22 protein-coding genes are annotated in these 21036 nt (G+C 72.7%); 11 read left to right on the top strand and 11 right to left on the bottom strand.

Features of this window, described 5'->3' with window-relative positions:
* Nucleotides 1-3 precede the first annotated feature (3 nt).
* The 4 genes from BMX65_RS11240 to BMX65_RS11225 all read left to right on the top strand — a co-directional run bounded on the left by BMX65_RS11240 (nucleotide 4) and on the right by BMX65_RS11225 (nucleotide 3505).
* Nucleotides 4-528 carry a MaoC family dehydratase gene (locus BMX65_RS11240; protein WP_075000060.1) on the top strand — a complete coding sequence of 175 codons (525 nt, stop codon included), beginning with the start codon at nucleotides 4-6 and terminating at the stop codon, nucleotides 526-528.
* Between the two features lies 1 nt (nucleotide 529).
* On the top strand, nucleotides 530-1744 hold the full coding sequence (locus tag BMX65_RS11235) for an acyl-CoA dehydrogenase family protein (RefSeq protein ID WP_075000059.1): 1215 nt from the start codon (nucleotides 530-532) through the stop codon (nucleotides 1742-1744).
* A gap of 170 nt (nucleotides 1745-1914) precedes the next feature.
* Nucleotides 1915-2607, top strand: coding sequence for a phosphatidylserine decarboxylase (locus BMX65_RS11230; RefSeq protein ID WP_075000058.1), 693 nt, complete (start codon nucleotides 1915-1917; stop codon nucleotides 2605-2607).
* Nucleotides 2594-3505, top strand: coding sequence for a CDP-alcohol phosphatidyltransferase family protein (locus BMX65_RS11225; RefSeq protein WP_075000057.1), 912 nt, complete (start codon nucleotides 2594-2596; stop codon nucleotides 3503-3505). The genes BMX65_RS11230 and BMX65_RS11225 overlap by 14 nt, the downstream gene beginning before the upstream one ends.
* Before the next feature lie 777 nt (nucleotides 3506-4282).
* Here BMX65_RS11225 and BMX65_RS11220 read toward each other — a convergent pair.
* The 3 genes from BMX65_RS11220 to BMX65_RS11210 form a co-directional block, all read right to left on the bottom strand.
* Nucleotides 4283-5416, bottom strand: coding sequence for a glycerate kinase (locus BMX65_RS11220; RefSeq protein WP_398761646.1), 1134 nt, complete (start codon nucleotides 5414-5416; stop codon nucleotides 4283-4285).
* 178 nt (nucleotides 5417-5594) lie between these two features.
* Nucleotides 5595-7025 carry a phytoene desaturase family protein gene (locus BMX65_RS11215; protein ID WP_075000055.1) on the bottom strand — a complete coding sequence of 477 codons (1431 nt, stop codon included), beginning with the start codon at nucleotides 7023-7025 and terminating at the stop codon, nucleotides 5595-5597.
* A gap of 35 nt (nucleotides 7026-7060) precedes the next feature.
* Entirely contained in the window at nucleotides 7061-7903 is an 843-nt protein-coding gene (locus BMX65_RS11210; protein WP_075000054.1) for an inositol monophosphatase family protein, read from the bottom strand.
* A gap of 52 nt (nucleotides 7904-7955) precedes the next feature.
* On the opposite strand from BMX65_RS11210, the gene BMX65_RS11205 reads away from it, so the two are divergent.
* A complete protein-coding gene (locus BMX65_RS11205) occupies nucleotides 7956-8738 on the top strand; it encodes an SIR2 family NAD-dependent protein deacylase (RefSeq protein ID WP_075000053.1) in 783 nt (260 codons plus the stop codon).
* A gap of 67 nt (nucleotides 8739-8805) precedes the next feature.
* Here the strand turns inward: BMX65_RS11205 and BMX65_RS11200 are convergent, their stop codons facing one another.
* Nucleotides 8806-9498: a B3/B4 domain-containing protein gene (locus tag BMX65_RS11200; protein ID WP_075000052.1), complete on the bottom strand. Its 693-nt coding sequence runs from the start codon at nucleotides 9496-9498 to the stop codon at nucleotides 8806-8808.
* 320 nt (nucleotides 9499-9818) lie between these two features.
* Between BMX65_RS11200 and BMX65_RS11195 the strand changes: the two genes are divergently transcribed.
* The 4 genes from BMX65_RS11195 to lplAB all read left to right on the top strand — a co-directional run bounded on the left by BMX65_RS11195 (nucleotide 9819) and on the right by lplAB (nucleotide 12884).
* Nucleotides 9819-10577, top strand: coding sequence for an SDR family NAD(P)-dependent oxidoreductase (locus tag BMX65_RS11195; RefSeq protein WP_075000051.1), 759 nt, complete (start codon nucleotides 9819-9821; stop codon nucleotides 10575-10577).
* Between the two features lie 120 nt (nucleotides 10578-10697).
* A complete protein-coding gene (locus BMX65_RS11190; protein WP_075000050.1) occupies nucleotides 10698-11249 on the top strand; it encodes a COG4315 family predicted lipoprotein in 552 nt (183 codons plus the stop codon).
* A 49-nt stretch (nucleotides 11250-11298) separates the two neighbouring features.
* Nucleotides 11299-11766 carry a hypothetical protein gene (locus BMX65_RS11185; RefSeq protein WP_075000049.1) on the top strand — a complete coding sequence of 156 codons (468 nt, stop codon included), beginning with the start codon at nucleotides 11299-11301 and terminating at the stop codon, nucleotides 11764-11766.
* 62 nt (nucleotides 11767-11828) lie between these two features.
* The gene (gene lplAB / locus BMX65_RS11180) at nucleotides 11829-12884 is read left to right on the top strand and encodes a lipoate-protein ligase LplAB (protein WP_075000048.1); all 1056 of its coding nucleotides are present in this window, start codon (nucleotides 11829-11831) and stop codon (nucleotides 12882-12884) included.
* Between the two features lie 51 nt (nucleotides 12885-12935).
* Here lplAB and BMX65_RS11175 read toward each other — a convergent pair whose 3' ends face one another.
* The 3 genes from BMX65_RS11175 to BMX65_RS11165 form a co-directional block, all read right to left on the bottom strand.
* Complete coding sequence (locus tag BMX65_RS11175; protein ID WP_079171820.1) at nucleotides 12936-13511, bottom strand: DUF3237 domain-containing protein; 576 nt, start codon at nucleotides 13509-13511, stop codon at nucleotides 12936-12938.
* Nucleotides 13508-14005, bottom strand: a complete 498-nt coding sequence (locus BMX65_RS11170) for an ester cyclase (protein WP_204357563.1) — start codon at nucleotides 14003-14005, stop codon at nucleotides 13508-13510. Before BMX65_RS11170 ends, BMX65_RS11175 begins: the two co-directional genes overlap by 4 nt.
* Nucleotides 14006-14122: 117 nt before the next feature.
* A complete protein-coding gene (locus tag BMX65_RS11165; RefSeq protein WP_239501960.1) occupies nucleotides 14123-14983 on the bottom strand; it encodes an NAD(P)H-binding protein in 861 nt (286 codons plus the stop codon).
* 253 nt (nucleotides 14984-15236) lie between these two features.
* Between BMX65_RS11165 and BMX65_RS11160 the strand changes: the two genes are divergently transcribed.
* Together BMX65_RS11160 and BMX65_RS11155 are read left to right on the top strand one after the other, a co-directional pair.
* Nucleotides 15237-15839, top strand: a complete 603-nt coding sequence (locus tag BMX65_RS11160; protein WP_075000046.1) for a DsbA family protein — start codon at nucleotides 15237-15239, stop codon at nucleotides 15837-15839.
* Between the two features lie 136 nt (nucleotides 15840-15975).
* On the top strand, nucleotides 15976-16344 hold the full coding sequence (locus BMX65_RS11155) for a GNAT family N-acetyltransferase (protein ID WP_075000045.1): 369 nt from the start codon (nucleotides 15976-15978) through the stop codon (nucleotides 16342-16344).
* On the opposite strand, the gene BMX65_RS11150 is transcribed toward BMX65_RS11155, so the two are convergent.
* The 4 genes from BMX65_RS11150 to BMX65_RS11135 form a co-directional block, all read right to left on the bottom strand.
* Nucleotides 16311-17321 (bottom strand): TIGR03842 family LLM class F420-dependent oxidoreductase, encoded by a 1011-nt coding sequence (locus BMX65_RS11150; protein ID WP_075000044.1) that lies wholly within the window; start codon nucleotides 17319-17321, stop codon nucleotides 16311-16313. The genes BMX65_RS11155 and BMX65_RS11150 overlap by 34 nt on opposite strands.
* Nucleotides 17322-17385: 64 nt before the next feature.
* Nucleotides 17386-18786 carry a dihydropyrimidinase gene (gene hydA / locus BMX65_RS11145; protein ID WP_075000043.1) on the bottom strand — a complete coding sequence of 467 codons (1401 nt, stop codon included), beginning with the start codon at nucleotides 18784-18786 and terminating at the stop codon, nucleotides 17386-17388.
* Entirely contained in the window at nucleotides 18783-20144 is a 1362-nt protein-coding gene (locus BMX65_RS11140) for an aspartate aminotransferase family protein (RefSeq protein ID WP_075000042.1), read from the bottom strand. Before BMX65_RS11140 ends, hydA begins: the two co-directional genes overlap by 4 nt.
* Nucleotides 20141-20983 carry a nitrilase-related carbon-nitrogen hydrolase gene (locus BMX65_RS11135; protein WP_075000041.1) on the bottom strand — a complete coding sequence of 281 codons (843 nt, stop codon included), beginning with the start codon at nucleotides 20981-20983 and terminating at the stop codon, nucleotides 20141-20143. The genes BMX65_RS11140 and BMX65_RS11135 overlap by 4 nt, the downstream gene beginning before the upstream one ends.
* Nucleotides 20984-21036 lie beyond the last annotated feature (53 nt).

The raw sequence follows: 21036 nt of genomic DNA, 5'->3' as shown, positions 1-21036 counted from the left end.
GCCATGCAGTTCGGACGCACCTACGAGGAATTCACGGTCGGCGACGTCTACAAGCACTGGCCGGGCAAGACGGTCACCGAGTACGACGACCACATGTTCTGCCTGCTGACCATGAACCACCACCCGCTGCACCTGGACAGCCACTACGCCGAGTCGACCACCGACTTCGGCCGGAACGTGGTGGTGGGCAACTACGTCTACTCGCTGCTGCTGGGCATGTCGGTGCCGGACGTGTCGGGGAAGGCCATCGCCAACCTGGAGATCGAGTCGCTCAAGCACGTGGCTCCGACCTTCCACGGCGACACGGTCTACGGCGAGACGACGGTGCTGGACAAGACGCCGTCCAAGTCGAAGAACGACCGTGGGATCGTGCACGTCGAGACCAAGGGCTACAAGCAGGACGGCACCCTGGTCTGCGTCTTCCGGCGCAAGGTGATGGTGCCCACCGAGACGTACGTCAAGGAGCGCGGCGGGGAGCAGCCGGGCCGCCCCGAGCTGCGGGAACCGGCGCCGAAGGGCGGTAGGTGACATGAGCCGGCTGGCGCAGACCGAGGGTCTGACGGAGATACAGCGGGAGATCCTCTCGACGGTGCGCAGCTTCGTCGACAAGGAGATCCTGCCCGTCGCCACGGAGCTGGAGCACAAGGACGAGTACCCCACCGAGATCGTCGAGGGGCTCAAGGAACTGGGGATCTTCGGTCTGATGATCCCCGAGGAGTACGGCGGACTGGGTGAGTCACTGCTCACCTACGCGCTGTGCGTCGAGGAGATCGCCCGCGGCTGGATGAGCGTGTCGGGCATCATCAACACGCACTTCATCGTGGCCTACATGCTCAAGCAGCACGGCACGCAGGAGCAGAAGGACCACTTCCTGCCGAGGATGGCCACCGGTGAGGTCCGCGGCGCCTTCTCGATGTCGGAGCCGGGGCTGGGCTCGGACGTCTCGGCCATCACGTCGAAGGGGGCGCCCGCCGCGGACGGTTCCGGCGACTTCCTGCTGAACGGCCAGAAGATGTGGCTGACCAACGGGGGCTCCGCCACCCTGGTGGCGGTGCTGTGCCGGACGGACGAGGGCCATCCGGAGGGAACCGCTCCGCACAAGTCGATGACGACGTTCCTGGTGGAGAAAGAGCCCGGTTTCGGCCAGGTCAAGCCCGGACTCACCGTCCCCGGCAAGATCGACAAAATGGGTTACAAGGGCGTCGACACCACCGAGCTGGTCATGGACGACCTGCGCGTTCCGGCCGACCGCGTGCTCGGCGGTGCGACCGGGCGCGGTTTCTACCAGATGATGGACGGAGTGGAAGTCGGCCGGGTGAATGTCGCGGCGCGTGGCTGCGGTGTCGCACAGCGTGCTTTCGAGCTCGGCATCGACTACGCGCAGCAGCGCCACACGTTTGGGAAGCCCATCGCCGGGCATCAGGCCATTCAGTTCAAACTGGCCGAGATGGCCACGAAGGTCGAGGCGGCGCACGCCCTGATGGTGGGTGCCGCACGCAAGAAGGACTCCGGCCAACGCAACGACCTGGAAGCGGGAATGGCGAAATATCTCGCCTCCGAGTACTGCAAGGAGGTCGTCGAGGACGCCTTCCGCATCCACGGCGGGTACGGTTTCAGCAAGGAATACGAGATCGAGCGACTCTACCGGGAGGCGCCGATGCTTCTGATCGGCGAAGGAACCGCGGAGATCCAGAAAATGATCGTGGGTCGACGGCTCCTGGAGGAGTATCGCAGCCAGGGCTGAATGTCCTATTCGGGGTGTTTTCTTGACGTTCAAGATCACACCCCGAACCGGGACATCGGCCACGGACTGGCCCGCTGGCTTGCCCAGTTGCCATCAGAAACCGATAGCATCCCGGGAAAGCCGCCGTCCCCCTGTCACCTACGCGGCTCCCTCCGCTACGAAGGTCATTCATGCCCCACAGCCCATCCACCACACCCAGCGGCTCTCCCTCGTCCGGCCCGGACGGATCCGGCGCCTCGGGCGGACCCCGGGTCCGCCTCGCGCGCGGCGCCTCGCCGTGGCTCGCGCCGACCGTCGCGACGGCGGCCCTCAGCCTGGTACGCGCCCGCCGGTCGAAGCGGGCCGCGCTGGTCGCCGTACCGGCGACGGCGCTCGCCGCCGGGATGCTGTGGTTCTTCCGGGACCCGGAGCGGGAGATCGGCCAGGGCCGGGTGATCTCCCCGGCCGACGGCGTGGTGCAGAGCATCATGCCGTGGCAGGACGGCCGTACCCGCGTCGCCATCTTCATGAGCCCGCTGAACGTCCACGTCAACCGCGCCCCCCTCGCGGGCACGGTGACGTCCGTCGAGCACATCCCCGGCGGCTTCGTTCCGGCGTTCAACAAGGAGAGCGAGAACAACGAGCGCGTCGTCTGGCACTTCGAGACCGAGCTGGGCGACATCGAGATGGTCCAGATCGCCGGTGCCGTGGCCCGGCGGATCGTTCCGTACGTGCCCAGTGGTGCCAAGGTCGAACAGGGTGAGCGCCTCGGGCTGATCAGGTTCGGCTCCCGGGTGGACGTCTATCTTCCCAAGGGTGTCGAGACGGCCGTGGAGGTCGGTCAGACCACGACAGCGGGGGTGACTCGCCTTGACCGTGATTGATCCCGACGCGCAGGCGGCCTGGGCCCCCGGAGCCGAGCGCTCCGCGGACCGCGACGGCTACGCGCACTACGCCGAGTATGCCGACGACGACTACGCGGACGACGCCGACGACGAGATGCCGCTCTCGACCCGGCTGTCCATCGCGGACACCCTCACGCTGGGCAACGCGACCTGCGGCTTCATGGCGGTGTACTTCACCACCACCGGCGTCCTCATCCCGCATCTGACGGGCAGCGAGGACGGCGGCATGGCCCGGCACAGCGCCGCCACCGCCGTGGTGCTGATGCTGATGGCCGCCGTCTTCGACCTGTTCGACGGCCTGGTCGCGCGCAAGCTGCGCAGCTCGGCCATGGGCGCCGAGCTGGACAACCTCTCCGACCTGATCAGCTTCGGACTGGCACCGGCCTACTTCGTCGCCGTCTGGGGCATGGTGGCCAACGACGCCCACCAGCGGATCTCCGTGGTGGCCGCGATCGTGGTCCTGCTGGCGGTGGTGCTGCGGCTTGCGCGGTTCTCCTGCGTGCCCATGCGGAACGGAATGTTCCAGGGCATGCCTGGGCCGTTCGGCGCCCTGACCGTCATCTCCGTGGTGCTGCTGGAGCTGCCCTTCGTACCGACGGCACTCGGCATCCTGGGGGTCGCCTGGCTGATGGTCAGCCGTGTCGAGTACCCCAAGCCGCGGGGCCGGCTCGCGGTGGCCATGCTGTGCTGGATCGTGCTGAGCATGGGGCTGCTGGCCTCCTGGGCCTTCGACGCTCCCGGAGGCGAACTGCTCCTGCAGACCGGCTGCGCCCTCCAGGTCGTTCTCGGCGCCGTGATTCCGCTGTTCGCGACCGCACGCCGGGTCAACGCCTTCCGCGACAACCGCCGCGAGGCGCGGGCCGCCGCGCAGGGCTGACCGGCTGCCGCCCGGGGCTGACAGGGCCCCTTCCCGAGGGACGACGCCCGTGAGGGGCCCGCCACGAGAAGTGGCGGGCCCCTCACGCATGTGCCGGGGCTCCGCAGCCCGGTCCCTCGTGATCCGAGCCCCTCGTGATCCGGACTCGACCGGATCCACGGATCCACGGATCCCGGATCCGGCGGGAGACCGCAGAGGTGGGCGGGGCTTCCGCGGGGCCCTCCGTACCGGTCCGGATGCCGGGCTTCGCGCAGCCGGGCGGCGTGTCGGATCCCCGCGATGTGTGCCGGGCCCTCCCGGCACCTCGCGGATCTCCGCGGGCTCCGGGCGCCCAGGCGCCCGGGCGCCATCGGGGGCACTGCCCGGGCGCCGTCCGGTTGCCTTGTGGGCCCCTGTGGAGGCTTGTAGGGCCTTGTGAAGCCTTGAGGCCGCCTTGCGGGCCTCCCTTGCGCCCTGGAGCCCTGTGCGGGCGCGCAGGCGGGCGCAGGGGCCCTGAGGGGCGCCGCGCGGGCCCTGTCAGCGCTCCTTGCGGCAGCACGGGGGCCGGCCGGCGGGCAGCACGGCACCCGATGCCTGCCCGGCACCTGATGCCTGCCCGGCGCCGCGGCGGGCTCGGGAAGCCGCGGCGGCTCTCCGGGGGGCGCCGACGGACCGGGCAGGCCCCCGGCGCGGATCCCGGTGACCGTCCCGGGCGGGGACGGGGGGCGTGGTCCGGAGCCCTCACCTGCACCTGCAGCCCGGCACCTGCCGCCCGGCACCGGCCCCGCGGGGCCGGTCCTACAGGCGGTCGGCCGCCAGGCGTTCGCCGAGCGTCTCCAGCAGGGGCCCGGCCTCGGCGATGCAGCGCTCGACGTCGGACTCCAGGTCCGTGAGCGCGTACGCCTTCTCGATTCCGGCGGCCGCGAGCTCCTTCTTCCCGATGGCGACCCGGCCGCAGACGGCGACCACCGGCTTCCCCGCGTCGCGGGCCGCGGCGGCGACCCCGGCGGGTGCCTTCCCGTGCAGCGTCTGCTCGTCCAGCGAGCCCTCTCCCGTGATCACCAGGGAGGCCCGCCCGATGGCGGCCTCGACGCCGAGCTCCTCCATCAGGATCTCGATGCCGGGCCGGAACCGGGCGCGCAGCCCGACGAGGGCGCCGAACCCGATGCCGCCCGCGGCCCCGGCCCCGGGCGAGGCCGCGGCGTCCTGCTCGCCGAGAGTCTCGGCGAAGTGGGCGAGCGCGGCGTCCAGCAGCTTCACGTCCTCGTCGGTTGCGCCCTTCTGCGGGCCGTAGACCGCGGCGGCGCCCTTCGGACCGGTCAGCGGGTTGTCGACGTCGCTGGCCAGGACGACCTCGACGTTCTTCAGCCGCGGATCCATACCGGACAGGTCGGCGGAGACGAGCTCGCGCAGCCCTCCACCGCCCCACGGGATGGAGTCGCCGTCCTGGTCGAGCAGCCGGGCCCCCAGCGCATCGAGCATCCCGGCACCGCCGTCGGTGGTCGCCGAGCCGCCGACGCCGAAGATGATCGTGGTCGCGCCCGCTTCGACAGCGGCCAGCAGCAGCTCACCGGCACCGTAGGTGGTGGCCGTCAGCGGTACGAAGACCCCGGGCGGCAGGTGCTGGAGCCCGGCCGCCTCGGCCATCTCGACGACGGCGGTGCCCTCGCGCAGCGCGAAGGCGGCCGTGACGGAGGCGCCGAGGGGACCGGTCACCTCGGCCTCGTGGCGGGTGAAGCCGTTGGCGACCGCCGCCGCGACGGTGCCGTCGCCGCCGTCGGCCACGGGCAGAGCTTCGACGTCCACCTCCGGGCGCGCTTTCCGGATGCCCGCCGTGAGATGCTCTGCGACCTCGACGGCCGTCAGCGATCCCTTGAACTTGTCCGCGGCGATCAGCACGCGCGCCGATGTGGTTCGCGCCGTCGTTGTCATGGTTCTGCCCCTGGGTCTCTCTGTTGTTCGAACAGGCAGTCGCGCCTTGGGGACCCTATCTTTCCGACGCCTCCCCCGACCATGGCGCCATGGCCGCAGGGGGCGCGTCCCCTCCGCCGCGCACGCGCCGCCCCGCACCCTACGCGGCGCGCGGCCGGCCGCCGTACGGTCCCCGGTCTCACCGCTCCCGGCGGAGGCGGCGCCACACGGCTCGGGCGGCGTGATGGCCCGCCATCCCGTGCACTCCGGGACCGGGCGGCGCGGCGGAGGAGCACAGGTAGACGGACGGGTGCGCGGTCTCGTACGGGACGCGCTTGAGCTTGGGCCGGATCAGCAGCCGCAGTCCGGCGGCCGACCCGCAGGAGATGTCGCCGCCGACATAGTTGGCGTTGCGCGCGGCGAGCTGCGGCGGCCCCGCGGCGGCCCGCGCCAGCACCCGGTCCCGGAACCCCGGCGCGAAGCGCTCGATCTGGCGTTCCACCGCCTCGGTCGCGTCCCCCTGCCAGTTGTTGGGCAGATGGCCGTAGGCCCAGAAGACGTGCTTGCCCTCGGGGGCCCGGGTGGGGTCGGTCAGGCTGGGCTGGGCGGTGATCAGGAAGGGGCGCTCGGGGGCGCGGCCGCGTACCACGGCGTCGCGCAGCGCGGTGTCGATGTCCCCCAGGGTCGGCCCGATGTGCACCGTCCCGGCCCGCGCCGCGTCCGGAGAGGTCCACGGGACGGGTCCGTCCAGGGCGTAGTCGAGCTTGAAGACGGCGGCGCCGTAGCGGACGGAGTCGTAGGCGCTGCCCAGCCCGGCGATCCGGGCGAGCGCGGTCGGCGAGGTGTCGAAGACGTAGGCGCGGGCGGGCGGCAGCTCGTCCAGGCGCTTGACCTCGGTGCCGGTGTGGATGGTGCCGCCCAGCGCCCGCAGGTACCCGGCCAGCGCGTCGGAGATGGCCTGCGAGCCGCCGCGCGGGAACGGCCAGCCGACCGTGTGCGCGGCGAGCGCGAAGACCAGGGCCGGAGCTGTCATGAACAGATTGTTCAGGGGTGCGATGACGTGCCCGGCCATGCCCGCGAGCAGCGCCCGCGCCTTCTCGTCCCGGAAGCGGGCCCTGGCCCAGGTGACCGGCTGCAGCCCGGTCAGCCCGAACCGCACGAGTTGGAGCGGATCGGCGGGGAAGCGGCCGTTGAACGCGGAGCCGTAGCCGAAGAAGTCCTCCGCCAGGGTGTCCCACCGGCCGAGGTAGGGCCCGACCAGGCGGCGGTAGGCACCCGCGTCGCGCGGGCCGAGAGAGGCCGCCGTCTCGCCGACGGACCGGGCCAGCACGGCGGCGGTGCCGTCCGGGAACGGGTGCGCCAGCGGGAGTTCGGGATGCAGCCACTCCAGCCCGTACCGCTCCAGCGGCATCGAGCCGAAGGCGGGCGACCCGGCGCCGGTGGGGTGGACGGCCGAGCAGGGGTCGTGCCGGAAGCCCGGCAGCGTCAGCTCCTCGGTACGGGCGCCGCCGCCGACGGTACCGCCCGCTTCGAACACCTCGACCCGGAAGCCGCGCCGGGCCAGTTCCACGGCTGCCGTCAGCCCGTTGGGGCCGGCTCCCACGACCACCGCGTCCCGGATCGATGGCACTTGCGGCTCCCCTCGCCCGGCTCGCCGGACCCCGGTCAGCGGGGTCGGCTCCGGTGGTCCTCGCTCTTGTCCCGCAGCAGCCCCACCATACGCCGGGTCGTGTCCGCGTCACGCGCGGCGGTGAACGGCAGCGCGTTGCCTCCCGCGAGGCGGAAGGGCACGCCCTCGACGGTGCTGCTGGCGCCGCCCGCCTCGGCCACGGCCAGCAGGCCCGCGGCGTGGTCCCAGGCGGCCTCCCAGGTGTAGGCGACGGCGTCCAGCCGCCCGCGGGCGATGGCGAGGTACTCCAACCCCGCCGAACCAGTGGACCGCACCTGCAGCCCGGCGGTGTGCAGCCCGCGCAGCGAACGCTCCTGCCACTCGTCCGTGTAGTCCGGATGCGAGACGGCGACACGCAGCGGCGCACCCGCTTCGGGGGAACCGGCGTACAGCGGCTCTCCGTTGAGCAGGACACCGCCGCCGCGGCGCACCGTGGCGGCCAGGCCGAGGACCGGCGCCCGGATCCATCCGGCCAGGGTCTCGCCGTGGTGGGCCAGCGCGACCATGGTGCAGAAGCCCTCGCCGCCCGCGACGAACTGGCGCGTGCCGTCGACCGGGTCGATGATCCACACCGGGTCGGGGCCGGAGAGCGCCGTGTAGGAGGACGGGTCGGCGTGCACGCCTTCCTCGCCGACCACCGCGGAGCCGGGCAGCAACCGGCGCAGTGCGTCGCCCAGTTGCCGCTCCGCCTCCCGGTCGGCGACGGTGACCAGGTCGTGGCTGCCGGTCTTGGTGGTGATCTCGTGCTCGGCGAGTTTCCGCCAGCGCGGCATGACCTGCGCGTCCACGGCCTCGCGGACCGCCCGTTCCACCGCTGTCGTCAGTTCGTCGTCGATCACCCCACCATGGAAGCACGCGCCTGCCGGTGCGGAGGCGAACTAGGCTGGCCGCATGGGCGAACGTGACAGCACGCCACGGAGCGGGGAGACCGCGGACGGCACGCCCGGTGGCGGTCCGCCGCTGGTGGCGATCCTCACCGGCGCCGGGATCTCCACCGACTCCGGCATCCCCGACTACCGCGGGCCGCAGGGGGTGTGGCGCACCGATCCGGAGGCCGAGAAGCTGGTCACCTACGACTCCTACATGGGGGACCCCGACATCCGGCGCCGCTCGTGGCGGATGCGCGGCGAGAGCCCGGTGTGGGAGGCCGTCCCCAACGCGGCCCACGAGGCGGTGGCTCGGCTGGAGCGCTCCGGCACCCCGGTACGGGTCATCACCCAGAACGTCGACGGGCTGCACCAGGCTGCGGGCGTTCCGGACCGCAAGGTGCTGGAGCTGCACGGGAACGCCCGTACGGTGCTGTGCACGGCGTGCGGGGAGCGCTCGGCCATGGCGCGGGCGCTGGAGCGGGTCGCGGCGGGCGAGCCGGATCCGCCGTGCGAGGTGTGCGGGGGCGTGCTGAAGTCCGCCACGGTGATGTTCGGCCAGCAGCTCGACGGGGAGGTGCTGGCCGCGGCGGTGGCGGTGGCCCGGGCCTGCGACGTCTTCCTCGCCGTCGGCACCAGTCTCCAGGTGCAGCCCGCCGCGTCCCTGGCCGGGCTGGCGGCCGAGCACGGGGCCCGGCTCGTCATCGTGAACGCCGAGTCCACGCCCTACGACCCGCTCGCGGACGAGGTGGTGCGGGAGCCGATCGGCACCGCACTGCCCCGGCTGCTCTCCGCGCTGCACCGCTGAGGCGGACGGCCGCCGCACGCCGCACCGCTGCGCCGCTGCGCCCCGGAGGCCGGGGCGCGGTCGGGGCTCAGGCCGCGCGCAGCAGCCTGGACGCGGTCACCGCTCCGGGGGCGGCGGCGCACAGCGCGTCGGTCAGGGCGCGGCCCGCCTCCCGCAGCGCGGTGTCGTCCATCGGCCCGAGGGCGTCGAGGAGGAAGACGGCGCGGGTGGTCTCGGTCGTCAGCCGGGTGCGGACGCACTGCCGCCAGTTCCAGCGGCGGCAGGTGACGCCCTCGTCGTCGCGCCAGACCACTTCCCCGGCCCGCGGGTGTTCCGTCACCGGCTCGCCGCCCGACATCAGTTCGAAGGGCTCGGTGCCGTCGGCGCGGGTGAGCCGCAGGGGTCCCGCGTAGCGGTCCAGGTCCTCGCCGCCGAGCGGGACGACGTGCGCCACGGAGACCGCGTTGTAGATGTCCGTGAGCCGGTCGATGCGGGGCAGGCCCTCGGGGGCGCGCCGCAACAGCGCGTCGACGCTGGGCCGGGTGCGCTTGGGCTTGGCGCCGAATGCCTGGAACGCCTCCCGCCACGCCGCCGCGTGCGGGTGCTGCTCGGGATCACAGGCCGTCGCCTCGGCCTTGGCCAGGAGTTCTTCACTGACGGCGTCGCTCGGCCCGGGGACCAGCCCCTCCGCGACGATCAGCAGTGCGCGGTAGTCGGGGCGCAGGGCGCCGACCGACGGGTCGATCCGGGCGGCTGCCAACCAGTCCTCGGTCGTGGTCATCTCGGGGTCACTACTCCTTGTCCTCGCTGTACTCGCTGTACTCGCTGCACTCGCTGTATTCGCTCTCACCGTTGCCCTCGCCGCCCCCGGCACCGTGGGCACGCTGGACGCCTGGCAGCCCGGAGCCCGGGGCCGCACCCGCGCGGCCCGCGTCGGGCCCGGGGTGCGCGACCGACCCGGTTGGTCCATTTCACCGTACTACGCAGTGCATCATACGTGACCCAAAATGTGCCGTCCGAAGAGCGCCAGCACCGCGGAGCGCGCCGCACCAGGATCGAGTCATGCCAACCGGAGCAGCACTCGACGAACGGAAAGAACCCATGCGCAGCAACGCCTCGGACAAGCCCCTCGACGGCAAGGCCGCCCTCGTCACCGGCGGCAGCCGCGGTATCGGAGCGGCCGTGGCCCTGCGCCTGGCGGCGGACGGCGCGGATGTGGCACTGACCTACGAGGCGAACGCCGAACGGGCCCGCGAGGTCGCCGCGCGGATCGAGGAACGCGGCGGCCGGGCCCGGGCGGTGCGTGCCTCACTGGCGGACGCGGACTCCGTACGGGCGGCCGCGGACGAGGCGGCCGAGGCATTCGGGCGGCTGGACATCCTCGTGAACAACGCGGGGACCGGCAGCCAGGGCGAGCTCGGCTCCGTACCGGTCGAAGAGGTGGACCGGGTGCTGGCGGCCAACGTGCGGGGCGCCTACCTCGTGGCGCAGGCGGCGGCCTCCCGGATGGCCGACGGCGGCCGGATCGTCAACATCGGGAGCTGCGTCTCGGCGCACGCGCACTTCCCCGGGATGGCGCTCTACACCATGAGCAAGGCGGCCGTCACCGGGCTCACCAAGGGCCTGGCCCGCGAGCTGGCGCCACGCGGCATCACCGTCAACCAGGTGTCGCCGGGGCCGATCGACACCGACATGAACCCCGCGGACGGGGAGAGCGCCGCGGCGCAGGCCGCCGCCACCCTGCTCGGCCGGTACGGGACGCCGGAGGAGATCGCCGACTCGGTGGCCCACCTCGTCGGTGACGGCGCCCGGTATGTCACCGGCGCGCTGCTCGCGGTGGACGGCGGCTTCGCCGTCTGACTCGGTGGGGGCCGTCCGCGCGGACGGCCCCCACCGAGTGGCCGCCTCCTCCGGCACGTGGTGCGCTGGTCCCGCGGCCTGCTGCGGGCCGCGGGACCGTGTGGCACCGGAGGAGCCTTGATGCGGAAGATCAGCAGGACAGCCGTGTACGCCGGGACTGCCGCACTGTGGGCCGCCGCGCTCGGCGGCTGCTCGGACGGCGGCGGGGACGGCGGCTCGTCGCCCTCCCCCTCGTCCTCGAAGGAGGCGGCGACCGTCGAGGTGCGCTCCGGCGACCTGGGCAGGTTCCTGGCCGACGGCTCCGGCCGCACCCTCTACCTGTTCGAGGCCGACACATCGGGCAAGTCGACCTGCGAGGGGGGCTGCGCAACGGCGTGGCCCCCCGTCGTGGTCGAGGGGAAGGGCAAGCCGAGGGCGGGGAACGGCGCCGAGAGCGGGCTGCTGGGCACCACCGAGCGGAAGGACGGCAGCCGGCAGCTCACCTACGACGGCCATCCGCTCTACCGCTACCAGGGGGACGACAAGCCCGGTGACACCGCCGGGCAGGGGCTCGACCAGTTCGGCGCCAAGTGGTTCGTGCTCGACCCGTCCGGCAAGAAGATCACCGACGGGAAGAAGAAGGAGAAGAAGAAGCCCTCCGACAAGCCGCAGGAGAGCGACGGCGGGTACTGACGCGAGCAGGTGCCCCGCACGTCCGGACGGCAGAAGAGGAGGAGCGGCCATGACCGCGCAGACACCCACGCCTCCACCGGCACCCCACGGAGGGGCCTACCGCATCGTCCAGGGCGGCGCCCGGGTGCTGTCGGCAGGCGGTCTGGTGGTGAACGCCTACCTCCACGCCGCCCTCGCCGACCAGTACGACGGGGTGGGGGCGACCATCAGCCAGGGCGACCTCTTCCGCGTCGAGGCCGGGCTGGCGTCGCTCGCCGCGCTGCTGGTCCTGGTGTGGTGGCGGATCCCCTCCGACGCGTTCGCCTGGCTGGTCTCCGCCGGCGGGCTGGCGCTGCTGCTCGCCTACCTCTACATCGACGTGGGGAAGCTGGGGCCGTTCCCGAACATGTACGACCCGGTCTGGTTCGACGACAAGAGACTCGCCGCCGTGGCCCAGGGGATCACGCTCGTGATGTCCACGTTCCTGCTGGTCAGTCATACCCGCCACGCGCGGCGGCTGGTCACCGACGTAGGCTGAGCGGCCGGGTGCGGACGGATGACGGACGGTCCACGGACGCTTCAGGACGGGCGGTCGGCTCCATGCACGGCGCATACAAGATCCCCGGCGGCAAGCTGGTGGTGGTCGACCTGGACGACCAGGACGGCGTGCTGCGCAACGTCCGGGTCGCGGGCGACTTCTTCCTGGAACCGGACGAGGCGCTCGACGCCATCGACCGGGCGCTGGAAGGCGCACCCTCGGACACCGACACGGCGGGGCTCACCGCCCGGATCGAGGCGGCGCTGCCGCCGGGCACGGCGATGTACGGCCTCACCGCCGAGGGGGTGGCCGTCTGCGTGCGCCGCGCCCTGACCCGGGCCACCGACTGGAGCGACCACCGCTGGCAGCTCGTCCACGAGCCGCCGCAGTCCCCGGCGCTGCACATGGCCCTCGACGAGGTCCTGACCGCGGAGGTCGCCGCCGGACGCCGCTCCCCCACGCTCCGGGTGTGGGAGTGGGACTCCCCCGCGGTGATCATCGGCAGCTTCCAGTCGCTGCGCAATGAGGTGGACCCCGAGGGAGCGGCCCGGCACGGGGTCACCGTCGTGCGGCGCCTCTCGGGGGGCGGCGCCATGTTCGTGGAGGCCGAGAACACCATCACCTACTCCCTCTCGGTGCCTGCCTCGCTGGTCTCCGGCATGTCGTTCGCGGACTCCTACGCATACCTGGACGACTGGGTGCTGACCGCGCTGGCCGACATGGGGATCACGGCCTGGTACCAGCCGCTGAACGACATCGCCTCCAAGGAAGGCAAGATCGCCGGAGCCGCCCAGAAGCGGATCACCGCCGGCGGCGGTGCCGTCCTGCACCACGTGACCATGTCCTACGACATCGACGCCGAGAAGATGCTCGACGTGCTGCGGATCGGCAAGGAGAAGATGTCCGACAAGGGCACCAGGAGCGCGAAGAAGCGGGTCGATCCGCTGCGGCGGCAGACCGGCCTGCCCCGCGGCGACGTCATCGCGCGCATGGTCGACTCGTTCCGTGCCCGGCACGGGCTCGCCGAGGGCCGGGTGACTCCGCAGGAGGCGGCCCGCGCCGAGGAGCTCGCCCTCACCAAGTACAGCAGCGAGGGGTGGACCGCCAGAGTGCCCTGAGGAACGCCGCGGCCCCGCACGCAGGGTCACTCCGGGCCGCGGACGGGCCGGCTACAGCACCTCGGAGACGCGGTAGGCGACCCCTCCGTCGACGAAGCGCCCCGAGCCGATGCCGACGGTGCCGTTGAGCCAGGCGTAGCCCTCGGCCCCGGTCTCGAACAGCGGGTTGGTCCGGAAGTAGTAGTCGCCCGGGTCGACGCGGTGCCGTCCGGCGGGATCGCCCAGCGCTTCGCGTACCGCGGGCGGCGTGACCAGGCGGCCTCCGTAGGACATGTGCAGCAGCGCCCCGTCGTGGGTGCGCAGGGTCAGTCGGACGTCCAGGGTCATCGTCCCGTCCGGGCCGAACAGCGCCCAGTCGCCGCCCCCGGGCAGCACCTCCCCGTGCAGCCGGGGGCCGTGGAAGGTGCCTCCGGCGGCCCCGAAGACGACGCGCCGGCCGTACAGGCCCCTTCCGACGGACAGCGAGGGGTCCAGATCGACGACGAGGTCGAAGAGGTGCGCGGTGCGGAACTCGCCCGCGGACGCGGCCTCCCCGGCGTTCCGGGCGCGCTCCCCGGCGTTCCCGGCGCGCTCCGCATGCGGACCGGCGGCGGGGAGGGGGCCGGCCGCGTTCGGGCTCGGGTTCATCGCGCGCCCCTCTCGGTTCCGGGGGCTCCGGGGGCTCCGGGGGCTCCGGGGGCTCCGGGGAAGAGCGTGCGCCGGACGGCGTCCGTGGAGACTCCGGACCCGGCGCACAGCACCGACAGGTCGAAGAAGAACCGCTCGCTCGCGATGAGGTCGTCCCGGAAGGTGAACCGGATGAACACCGGCAGCACGGTACGGCTGCCGTCGGGGCGCACCCCGAACCGGTCCCCGGTCATCGTCAGCCGCGCCGTCCCCCAGCACACGAGCGAGTCCGCGTCGCTCGCCGAACCCTCCAGCGTGACGTCGTAGTCGGGGAACGAGGCGAAGAACCTCCGCAGCGCCTTCTCGTTCGCGGCCGGACCCCGGGCGGTCGTGCCGAATGCCGGAACCTCCAGCAGCATGTCGGGGTGGAGGAGCCGCAGTGCTGCGGGCACGTCCTGCCTGCTCTTGGCGACGGCCAACGCCTGCGCCAGTTCCACCATGCGTCGCTCGTGCACGGATGCCTCCTTCGCGTCGAACTAAAAGTACGATCGTTCGCACTTATAGGCAACCGCTTTCCTGCCCCGGGTCACGCACGCGCACCCCGCCCCGAAGACGGCTCGGCGCGCCCGCCGTCACCGGAAGTCGGCGGCGTGGTCCGCGACCCAGCGGCGGAAGTCGTGCGGCGGGCGGCCCAACAGCGCGGCGGCTCCGGGGGCGACCGTCTCGGGCCGGGTCTCCATCGCCTCGTGCGCGTCGAGAATGCCGTCCGCGTACGACTCCGGCAGCCCCGCCTCGAGAAGGTCGGCACGAGCCTGCTCGCGCGTGATCTTCTCGACCGGCACGGAGCGGCCGAGCACCTCGCCGATGAGGGCGATCTGCTCGGCCTGGGTGAGCAGTTCGGGCCCCGTCAGCTCGGGCGTCGCGCCGACCAGGTCTCCGGTCAGCAGCGCGCGGACCGCGGCGGCGGCGATGTCGGCCTCGTGCACCAGCGTGCGGGCCGCCTGCGGCGACGCGGTGCGCACGGATGCCCCGGCGCGGATCTGCGAGGCCCACATCAGGGCGTTGCCCGCGAAACCGCCGGGCCGCAGCAGCGTCCACTCCGCTCCCGAGGCGCGCACGAGACGCTCCAGCGCGGCATGGGTGCCGGGGATGTCCTCCGCGGACTCGGCCGCGTCGCCCTCCGGTACCCCGCGGGTGGAGAGGTAGACGATCCGGCGGGTGTGCGCGGCCAGGGCGCCGACCGCCTCGGCCGCACCGCGCGGACCGGCCAACGGCCACACGAGGAAGACGCCCGCCACCTCCTCTCCCCCGAGGGCACGGGTCAGGCTCGCGGGATCGGTCAGATCGCCGCGCACGGCTTCGACACCCTCCGGGAGGCGGGCGGCCACCGGGTCGCGGACGAGGGCGCGCACCCCGGCTCCCCGGGCCGCGAGCTGGGCCGCCACCTGTCCGCCGACCTTGCCTGTCGCTCCGATGACCAGAAACACACGCATCTCCTTCATGACTGCGGACGGCTGCCCCGGCCGCCGACGGACCTCCGGGTGCGCCCCGGCCCTGTCGGGGACCGGGGCACCGGAAGGGCTCCAGGTTGCAAGCTGAAGTGAGGTTCAAGTCAATGCGAGGCCGGCGTCACCCGGGTGTCCGGCGCCCAGGAGCGGGAGAGACGGCCCCGCCGGGACGGACCGCGCCCACTCCGATGGGCGCTCCGCCGTTGCCGGGTGCGGCCGGCAGGGCGAGGCTGGACACATGATCCCGGCGAACACGATCGGCGTAGGCGGCACCACGGTGGTCTACGGGGCCGGCCCCGAGGCTCCCGAGCCGGAACCGCCCGTGCTGGACCTCTACCTGGATCTGCGCTGCCCGTACTGCGCCCGTACGGAGAACACCCTGGGCGGCACCCTGCAGCAACTCGCCGACGACGGCGAACTGGTGCTGCACCACCACTTCGGCACCTTCCTCGACGACCGGCTCGGCGGGCAGGGCTCGCACCACGCACTGGCGGCCGCGGGGGCCGCGGCCGACGTGGGCCAGGCACAGTTCCTGGGCTACCTGCGTACCCTCTTCCGCAACCAGCCGCACGAGGGCCACGACGGGTTCGCCGAGGACCGGATGCTGCTCGGCCTGGCCAACGACGTACCCGGGCTGCGTCGGCACACGTTCGACGACGCGGTGCTGGAGGGCGCGTACCGCATGTGGGCCCGGCGGGTCAGCCGCGCCTTCGACGAGAGCGGCGTCGCGGCCACCCCGACCGTGCTCTTCCGCGGGGAGCCCGTAGCCGTGCTGGACGACCGGGGGCAGGCCCTGCCGCCGGAACGGTTCCTGGCACAGATCCACCACACCGCAGGCTGACGTCCCGCAGTCGGGAGGCCGGAGCAGCAGTCGGGAGGCCGGAGCAGAAAGGCTGCCGGAGTCCCCGGGCCCCGGCTCCGGCGGTACAGCCGGAACCGCCGGAAGCGCCGGGAACCGCCGGGAAGAACGAGGAGGGATGGCCGTGGACGAGCAGTTCGAGATCTCCGACAACACCGCCGAGGGCCGCTTCGAGGCCCGGATCGACGGCGCCCTCGCGGGTGTCGCCCAGTACCTCCGCGCTCCCGGCGTGCTCGCGGTGACGCACACGGAGGTCGAGCCCGCCTACGAGGGCCGAGGGGTGGGCGGTGCCCTCGCGCACCACATCCTGGAGTCCGCGCAGGAGGCCGGCGAGAAGGTGGCACCGGTCTGCCCGTTCGTGGCGAACTGGATCCGCAGGCATCCCGACTACCAGCCGCTGGTCTACGAGAAGCGGCAGGACAGCCACGGACTCCCGGGGACGGGTTCCGCGCCTCAGGCCAACTCCGGGACGACCGAGGCGCCGTAGGCGTCGACGGTCGCCTCCTTCGCGTCGTGCATGGCGTAGAGGGCGAACTGGTCGACGCCCAGATCCGCGAGCTCCCGCAGCCGCGCCAACTGCGCGGAGACCGGCCCCAGCAGGCAGAACCGGTCGACGATCCCGTCGGGCACGAAAGCCGTGTCCGGGTTCCCGGCCCGCCCGTGGTGCGCGTAGTCGTACCCGTCCCGCTCCTTGATGTAGGAGGTGAGCGCCTCCGGTACGGCACCGGAGTGCTCGCCGTAGCGGGCGACGAGGTCGGCGACGTGGTTGCCGACCATGCCGCCGAACCAGCGGCACTGCTCGCGGGCGTGCGCGAGCGCCTCCGGAGTGTCCTCGCACACGTAGGCGGGCGCGGCCACGCAGACGGTGACCTCCGCCGGATCGCGGCCGGCGCCCGCCGCCGCCTCCCGCACCGCGCGCACCATCCAGGCGGTCAGCAGCGGGTCGGCGAGCTGGAGGATGAACCCGTCCGCCTCCCGCCCGGCCAGGGCCAGCGCCTTGGGCCCGTAGGCGGCCATCCACACCGGGAGCCGGCCGCCCACCACCCACGGCAGCCGCAGCGGGGTGCCGTCCACCACGGTCTCGCGGCCCTCGGCCAGCTCGCGGATGGTCCGCATGGCCTCCCCCAGCCGGGCCAGGGTGGTGGGCGGGCGCCCGGCGACCCGCATCGCCGAGTCGCCCCGCCCGATGCCGCACACGGTGCGGTTGCCGTACATCTCGTTGAGGGTGGCGAAGGTGGAGGCGGTGACCTCCCAGGAGCGGGTACCCGGGTTGGTCACCATGGGCCCGACGGTGAGCCGGTCCGTCTCCGCCAGAATCCTGCTGTGGATGACGTACGGCTCCTGCCACAGCACCGGCGAGTCGAAGGTCCAGCCGTAGCGGAATCCGTTGCGCTCGGCGCGCCGCATCAGCCCTACGGTCGTGGCGCCGGGGGGATCCGTCTGGAGGACGAGTCCGAAATCCATGCAGTTGCCCCTCAGTTCGACGTGGTGACAGCCGCGGCCGCGGCGGGATCGGGGTTCGGAGCCTTCAGCCGAGGAACTGGCAGGTCCCGCGGGGGACGTACCGGCCGTGCCCCGCCCTGCCCGTGTACGTGCCCCGCTCCAGCACGGTCTCGCCGCGGGAGAGGACCGTCTCGACACGGCCGGTGAGCCGCTTGCCCTCGTAGACGGAGTAGTCGACGTTCATGTGGTGCGTCGCGGCGGAGAGGGTCTGCTCGGCGTGCGGGTCGTAGACGACGACATCGGCGTCCGCGCCGGGGGCCAGCGTCCCCTTCCTGGGATGCAGCCCGAACATCCGCGCCGGGGTGGCGCAGGCGAGGTCGATCCAGCGGCGCCGGGTGAGGTGCCCGTCGACGACCGCTTGGTGGAGCAGGTCCATCCGGTGCTCGACCCCGGGCATCCCGTTGGGGATCTTCGAGAAGTCGCCGCGGCCCAGTTCCTTCTGGCCGGTGAAGCAGAAGGGGCAGTGGTCGGTGGAGACGACCTGGAGGTCGTTCGTCCGCAGGCCCCGCCACAGTGCCGCCTGGTGCTCACGCGGCCGCAGCGGGGTGCTGCACACGTACTTGGCGCCGCCGAAGTCGGGCTCGGCGAGGTTGTCGGTGCTCAGATAGAGGTACTGCGGACAGGTCTCGCCGAAGACCGGGAGGTCCTTGCCGCGGGCGAGGGCCAGTTGCTCGACGGCTTCCGCGGCGGACACGTGCACGACGTAGAGCGGCGCCCCGGCGACCCGGGCCAACTGGATGGCCCGGTGCGTGGCCTCGGCCTCCAGCAGCGCCTTGCGGACCTCCCCGTGGTGGCGCGGGTCGGTGCGGCCCGCGGCGAGGGCCTGCTCGACCAGGACGTCGATGGCGATGCCGTTCTCGGCGTGCATCATCGTCAGGCCGCCGTTGTCCGCGGTGCGCTGCATGGCGCGGAGGATCTGGCCGTCGTCGCTGTAGAAGACACCGGGGTAGGCCATGAACATCTTGAACGAGGTCACGCCCTCCTCGACCAGGGTGTCCATCTCCCGGAGCGTGCCGTCGCCGACGTCGGAGAGGATCATGTGGAAGCCGTAGTCGACGGCGCACCGGCCGTCGGCCTTGGCGTGCCAGCGGTCCAGCCCCTCGCGGAGCGCCTGCCCCTTGGTCTGCACGGCGAAGTCGACGATGGTCGTGGTGCCGCCCCAGGCGGCGGCCCGGGTGCCGGTCTCGAAGTCGTCGCTGGAGAAGGTCCCGCCGAAGGGGAAGTCCATGTGGGTGTGGGCGTCCACACCGCCCGGGATGACGTACTTGCCGGTGGCGTCCAGGGTCCGGTCGGCGGTGAACGCCGCGGCGGCGGCGCTGTTGCGGGCGGCGAGAGCGGCGATGCGGCCGTCCTGGACGAGGAGGTCGGCCTGGGTCTCCTCGGCGTCGGTGACGACGAGGCCGCCCTTGATCAGGGTCGAGGTCATGCGGTCTGCCCTCCTGCCAGTGCGGACTCGGCGGTACGCAGTGCGTGCTCCAGTACGGCGGCGCCCTCCTCGGCCTCGGCGACGGTCAGCGTGAGCGGCGGCGCGATGCGCAGCACGCCGGCGGTGGCGTGGCCGCCGCCCTTGCCGAGCAGGAGCCCGCCCTCCCGGGCGGCTTCCAGCACGAGCGAGGCGGCCTCGGGCGAGGGCGTGTCGGTGCCCGGCGCCACGAGTTCGATGCCGATCATCAGCCCGCGCCCGCGCACCTCGCGGACGACGCCGAGCCCGGCCGCGGCGGCGCGCAGCCGCTCCAGCAGCAGGCCGCCGACGCGCCGCGCGTTGCCCTGGAGGTCGTGGTCGAGGAGGTGGGCGAGATTGGCGTTGGCTGCGGCCATGGTGACGGGGCTGCCGCCGAAGGTGGAGAGGGAGTTGGCGTCCAGGCAGTTCATGACCTCGGCGCGGGCGACGACGCCGCCGACGGACATGCCGTTCCCGATGCCCTTGGCGAAGGTGAGCAGGTCCGGCGGGCCCGCGGCGGCGTGCGCCTGCCAGCCCCAGAAGTGGTCGCCCGTCCTGCCCCAGCCGGTCTGCACCTCGTCGCTGATCCACAGGATGCCGTGCTGCTGCAGGACTTCGCGGAAGGCCGCGTAGAGCCCGTCCGGCGGCGAGGTGAAACCGCCGACGCCCTGCACGGGTTCGGCGATCAGCGCGGCGACGTCCGCGCGGGCCTGGCCCAGCATGTCGGCCAGGTCGGCGACGCAGGCGGCGGTGAACGCCTCGTCGTCCAGGTGCGCGAACGGTCCCCGGGTGCGGACGCCTCCGTGGACGTAGAGGGTCTGGAGGGGCGAGAGCGAGGTGGGCGACCAGGAGCGGTTGCCGGTGATGCCGACGGCGGAGAAGGAGCGGCCGTGGTAGCTGTTGCGCATCGCCAGGACCTGGTTGGACCGCCGGTGCGCGGTGGCCAGCAGGAGTGCGGTGTCGTTTGCTTCGGTGCCCGACGTGGTGAAGAAGACCCGCGCGTCGGGGATGCCGGAGAGCGCGGCGATCCGCTCCGCGAGTTCCACCATCGGGCGGTCGAGGTAGACGGTGGAGGTGTGCAGGATGCGCCCGGCCTGCTCGGCGACCGCCTTGGTGACCTCGGGCAGCGCGTGCGCGGTCATCGTGGTGAGGATGCCGCCGAAGAAGTCGAGATAGCGGCGCCCCTCGGCGTCCCACACATGGCGGCCCTCGCCGTGGGTGATCTCCAGCGGCTCGGCGTAGTAGAGGGCCAGCCAGTCGGGCAGCACGGCCCGGTGGCGGGCGAGCAGTTCGCGGTGGACGCCGGATCCCGCGGCGGCCGGGGCCGGTTCCCCGCGGCTCACGGCTGCACCAGTCCCTGGTAGGCGTCGGGGCGCCGGTCGCGGTAGAAGGCCCACTGTCGGCGCACCTCCTCGATCAGGCCCAGGTCCAGGTCGCGGACCAGCAGCTCCTCCTCCTTGTCGGAGGCGACGTCGCCGACGAACCGGCCGCGCGGGTCGACGAAGTAGCTCGTGCCGTAGAAGTCGTTGTCGCCCAGCTCCTCGGTGCCCACGCGGTTGATGGCGGCGACGAAGTATTCGTTGGCCACGGCGGCCGCCGGCTGTTCGAGCTGCCACAGGTAGGCCGACAGTCCGCGCGAGGTGGCCGAGGGGTTGTAGACGAGCTGCGCGCCGGCCAGACCGAGCGCGCGCCAGCCCTCGGGGAAGTGCCGGTCATAGCAGATGTAGACGCCGACCTTGCCGACCGCGGTGTCGAACACCGGCCAACCGAGGTTGCCGGGGCGGAAGTAGTACTTCTCCCAGAACCCCTCGACCTGCGGGATGTGGTGCTTGCGGTAGGTGCCGAGCACGGTGCCGTCGGCGTCGATGACGGCGGCGGTGTTGTAGTAGAAGCCGGAGCCGTCGGTCTCGAAGACGGGCGAGACGATCACCATGCCGGTCTCCCGCGCCAGCCGGCACATCCGCCGGGTGGTGGGCCCGTCCGGTACCGGCTCGGCCCAGCGGTAGTGCTCGGGGTCCTGGACCTGGCAGAAGTACGGCGCGTTGAAGACCTCCTGGAAGCCGATGATCCGTGCGCCCTGGCGGGCGGCCTCCCGGGCGTGTTCCTCGTGCTTGGCGATCATCGACTCGGTGTCGCCTGTCCAGGTCGCCTGCACGAGTGCGGCTCGTACGAGGTCGGGCATGAGCAGCTCCTTCACGAGGTGTTCTCTCGGGGCGGCAGCCTGTTCGACACGCG

Origin of the sequence: Streptomyces qinglanensis, from assembly GCF_900111245.1 — a bacterium.
Classification (GTDB): domain Bacteria; phylum Actinomycetota; class Actinomycetes; order Streptomycetales; family Streptomycetaceae; genus Streptomyces; species Streptomyces qinglanensis.
The sequence above is the reverse complement of the archived record's forward strand: the minus strand, read 5'-3'. Positions and strand labels throughout refer to the sequence as shown.

Bases quoted from the DNA above. Each gene is read 5' to 3' on its own strand.
- BMX65_RS11155 (WP_075000045.1), top strand. From the start codon at position 15,976: ATGGCCGTGGACGAGCAGTTCGAGATCTCCGACAACACCGCCGAGGGC.
- BMX65_RS11175 (WP_079171820.1), bottom strand. From the start codon at position 13,511: ATGAACCCGAGCCCGAACGCGGCCGGCCCCCTCCCCGCCGCCGGTCCG.
- BMX65_RS11235 (WP_075000059.1), top strand. From the start codon at position 530: ATGAGCCGGCTGGCGCAGACCGAGGGTCTGACGGAGATACAGCGGGAG.
- BMX65_RS11160 (WP_075000046.1), top strand. From the start codon at position 15,237: ATGATCCCGGCGAACACGATCGGCGTAGGCGGCACCACGGTGGTCTAC.
- lplAB (WP_075000048.1), top strand. From the start codon at position 11,829: ATGCACGGCGCATACAAGATCCCCGGCGGCAAGCTGGTGGTGGTCGAC.
- BMX65_RS11240 (WP_075000060.1), top strand. From the start codon at position 4: ATGCAGTTCGGACGCACCTACGAGGAATTCACGGTCGGCGACGTCTAC.
- hydA (WP_075000043.1), bottom strand. From the start codon at position 18,786: ATGACCTCGACCCTGATCAAGGGCGGCCTCGTCGTCACCGACGCCGAG.
- BMX65_RS11230 (WP_075000058.1), top strand. From the start codon at position 1,915: ATGCCCCACAGCCCATCCACCACACCCAGCGGCTCTCCCTCGTCCGGC.
- BMX65_RS11205 (WP_075000053.1), top strand. From the start codon at position 7,956: ATGGGCGAACGTGACAGCACGCCACGGAGCGGGGAGACCGCGGACGGC.
- BMX65_RS11150 (WP_075000044.1), bottom strand. From the start codon at position 17,321: ATGGATTTCGGACTCGTCCTCCAGACGGATCCCCCCGGCGCCACGACC.
- BMX65_RS11195 (WP_075000051.1), top strand. From the start codon at position 9,819: ATGCGCAGCAACGCCTCGGACAAGCCCCTCGACGGCAAGGCCGCCCTC.
- BMX65_RS11185 (WP_075000049.1), top strand. From the start codon at position 11,299: ATGACCGCGCAGACACCCACGCCTCCACCGGCACCCCACGGAGGGGCC.
- BMX65_RS11200 (WP_075000052.1), bottom strand. From the start codon at position 9,498: ATGACCACGACCGAGGACTGGTTGGCAGCCGCCCGGATCGACCCGTCG.
- BMX65_RS11220 (WP_398761646.1), bottom strand. From the start codon at position 5,416: ATGACAACGACGGCGCGAACCACATCGGCGCGCGTGCTGATCGCCGCG.
- BMX65_RS11165 (WP_239501960.1), bottom strand. From the start codon at position 14,983: ATGCGTGTGTTTCTGGTCATCGGAGCGACAGGCAAGGTCGGCGGACAG.
- BMX65_RS11135 (WP_075000041.1), bottom strand. From the start codon at position 20,983: ATGCCCGACCTCGTACGAGCCGCACTCGTGCAGGCGACCTGGACAGGC.
- BMX65_RS11190 (WP_075000050.1), top strand. From the start codon at position 10,698: ATGCGGAAGATCAGCAGGACAGCCGTGTACGCCGGGACTGCCGCACTG.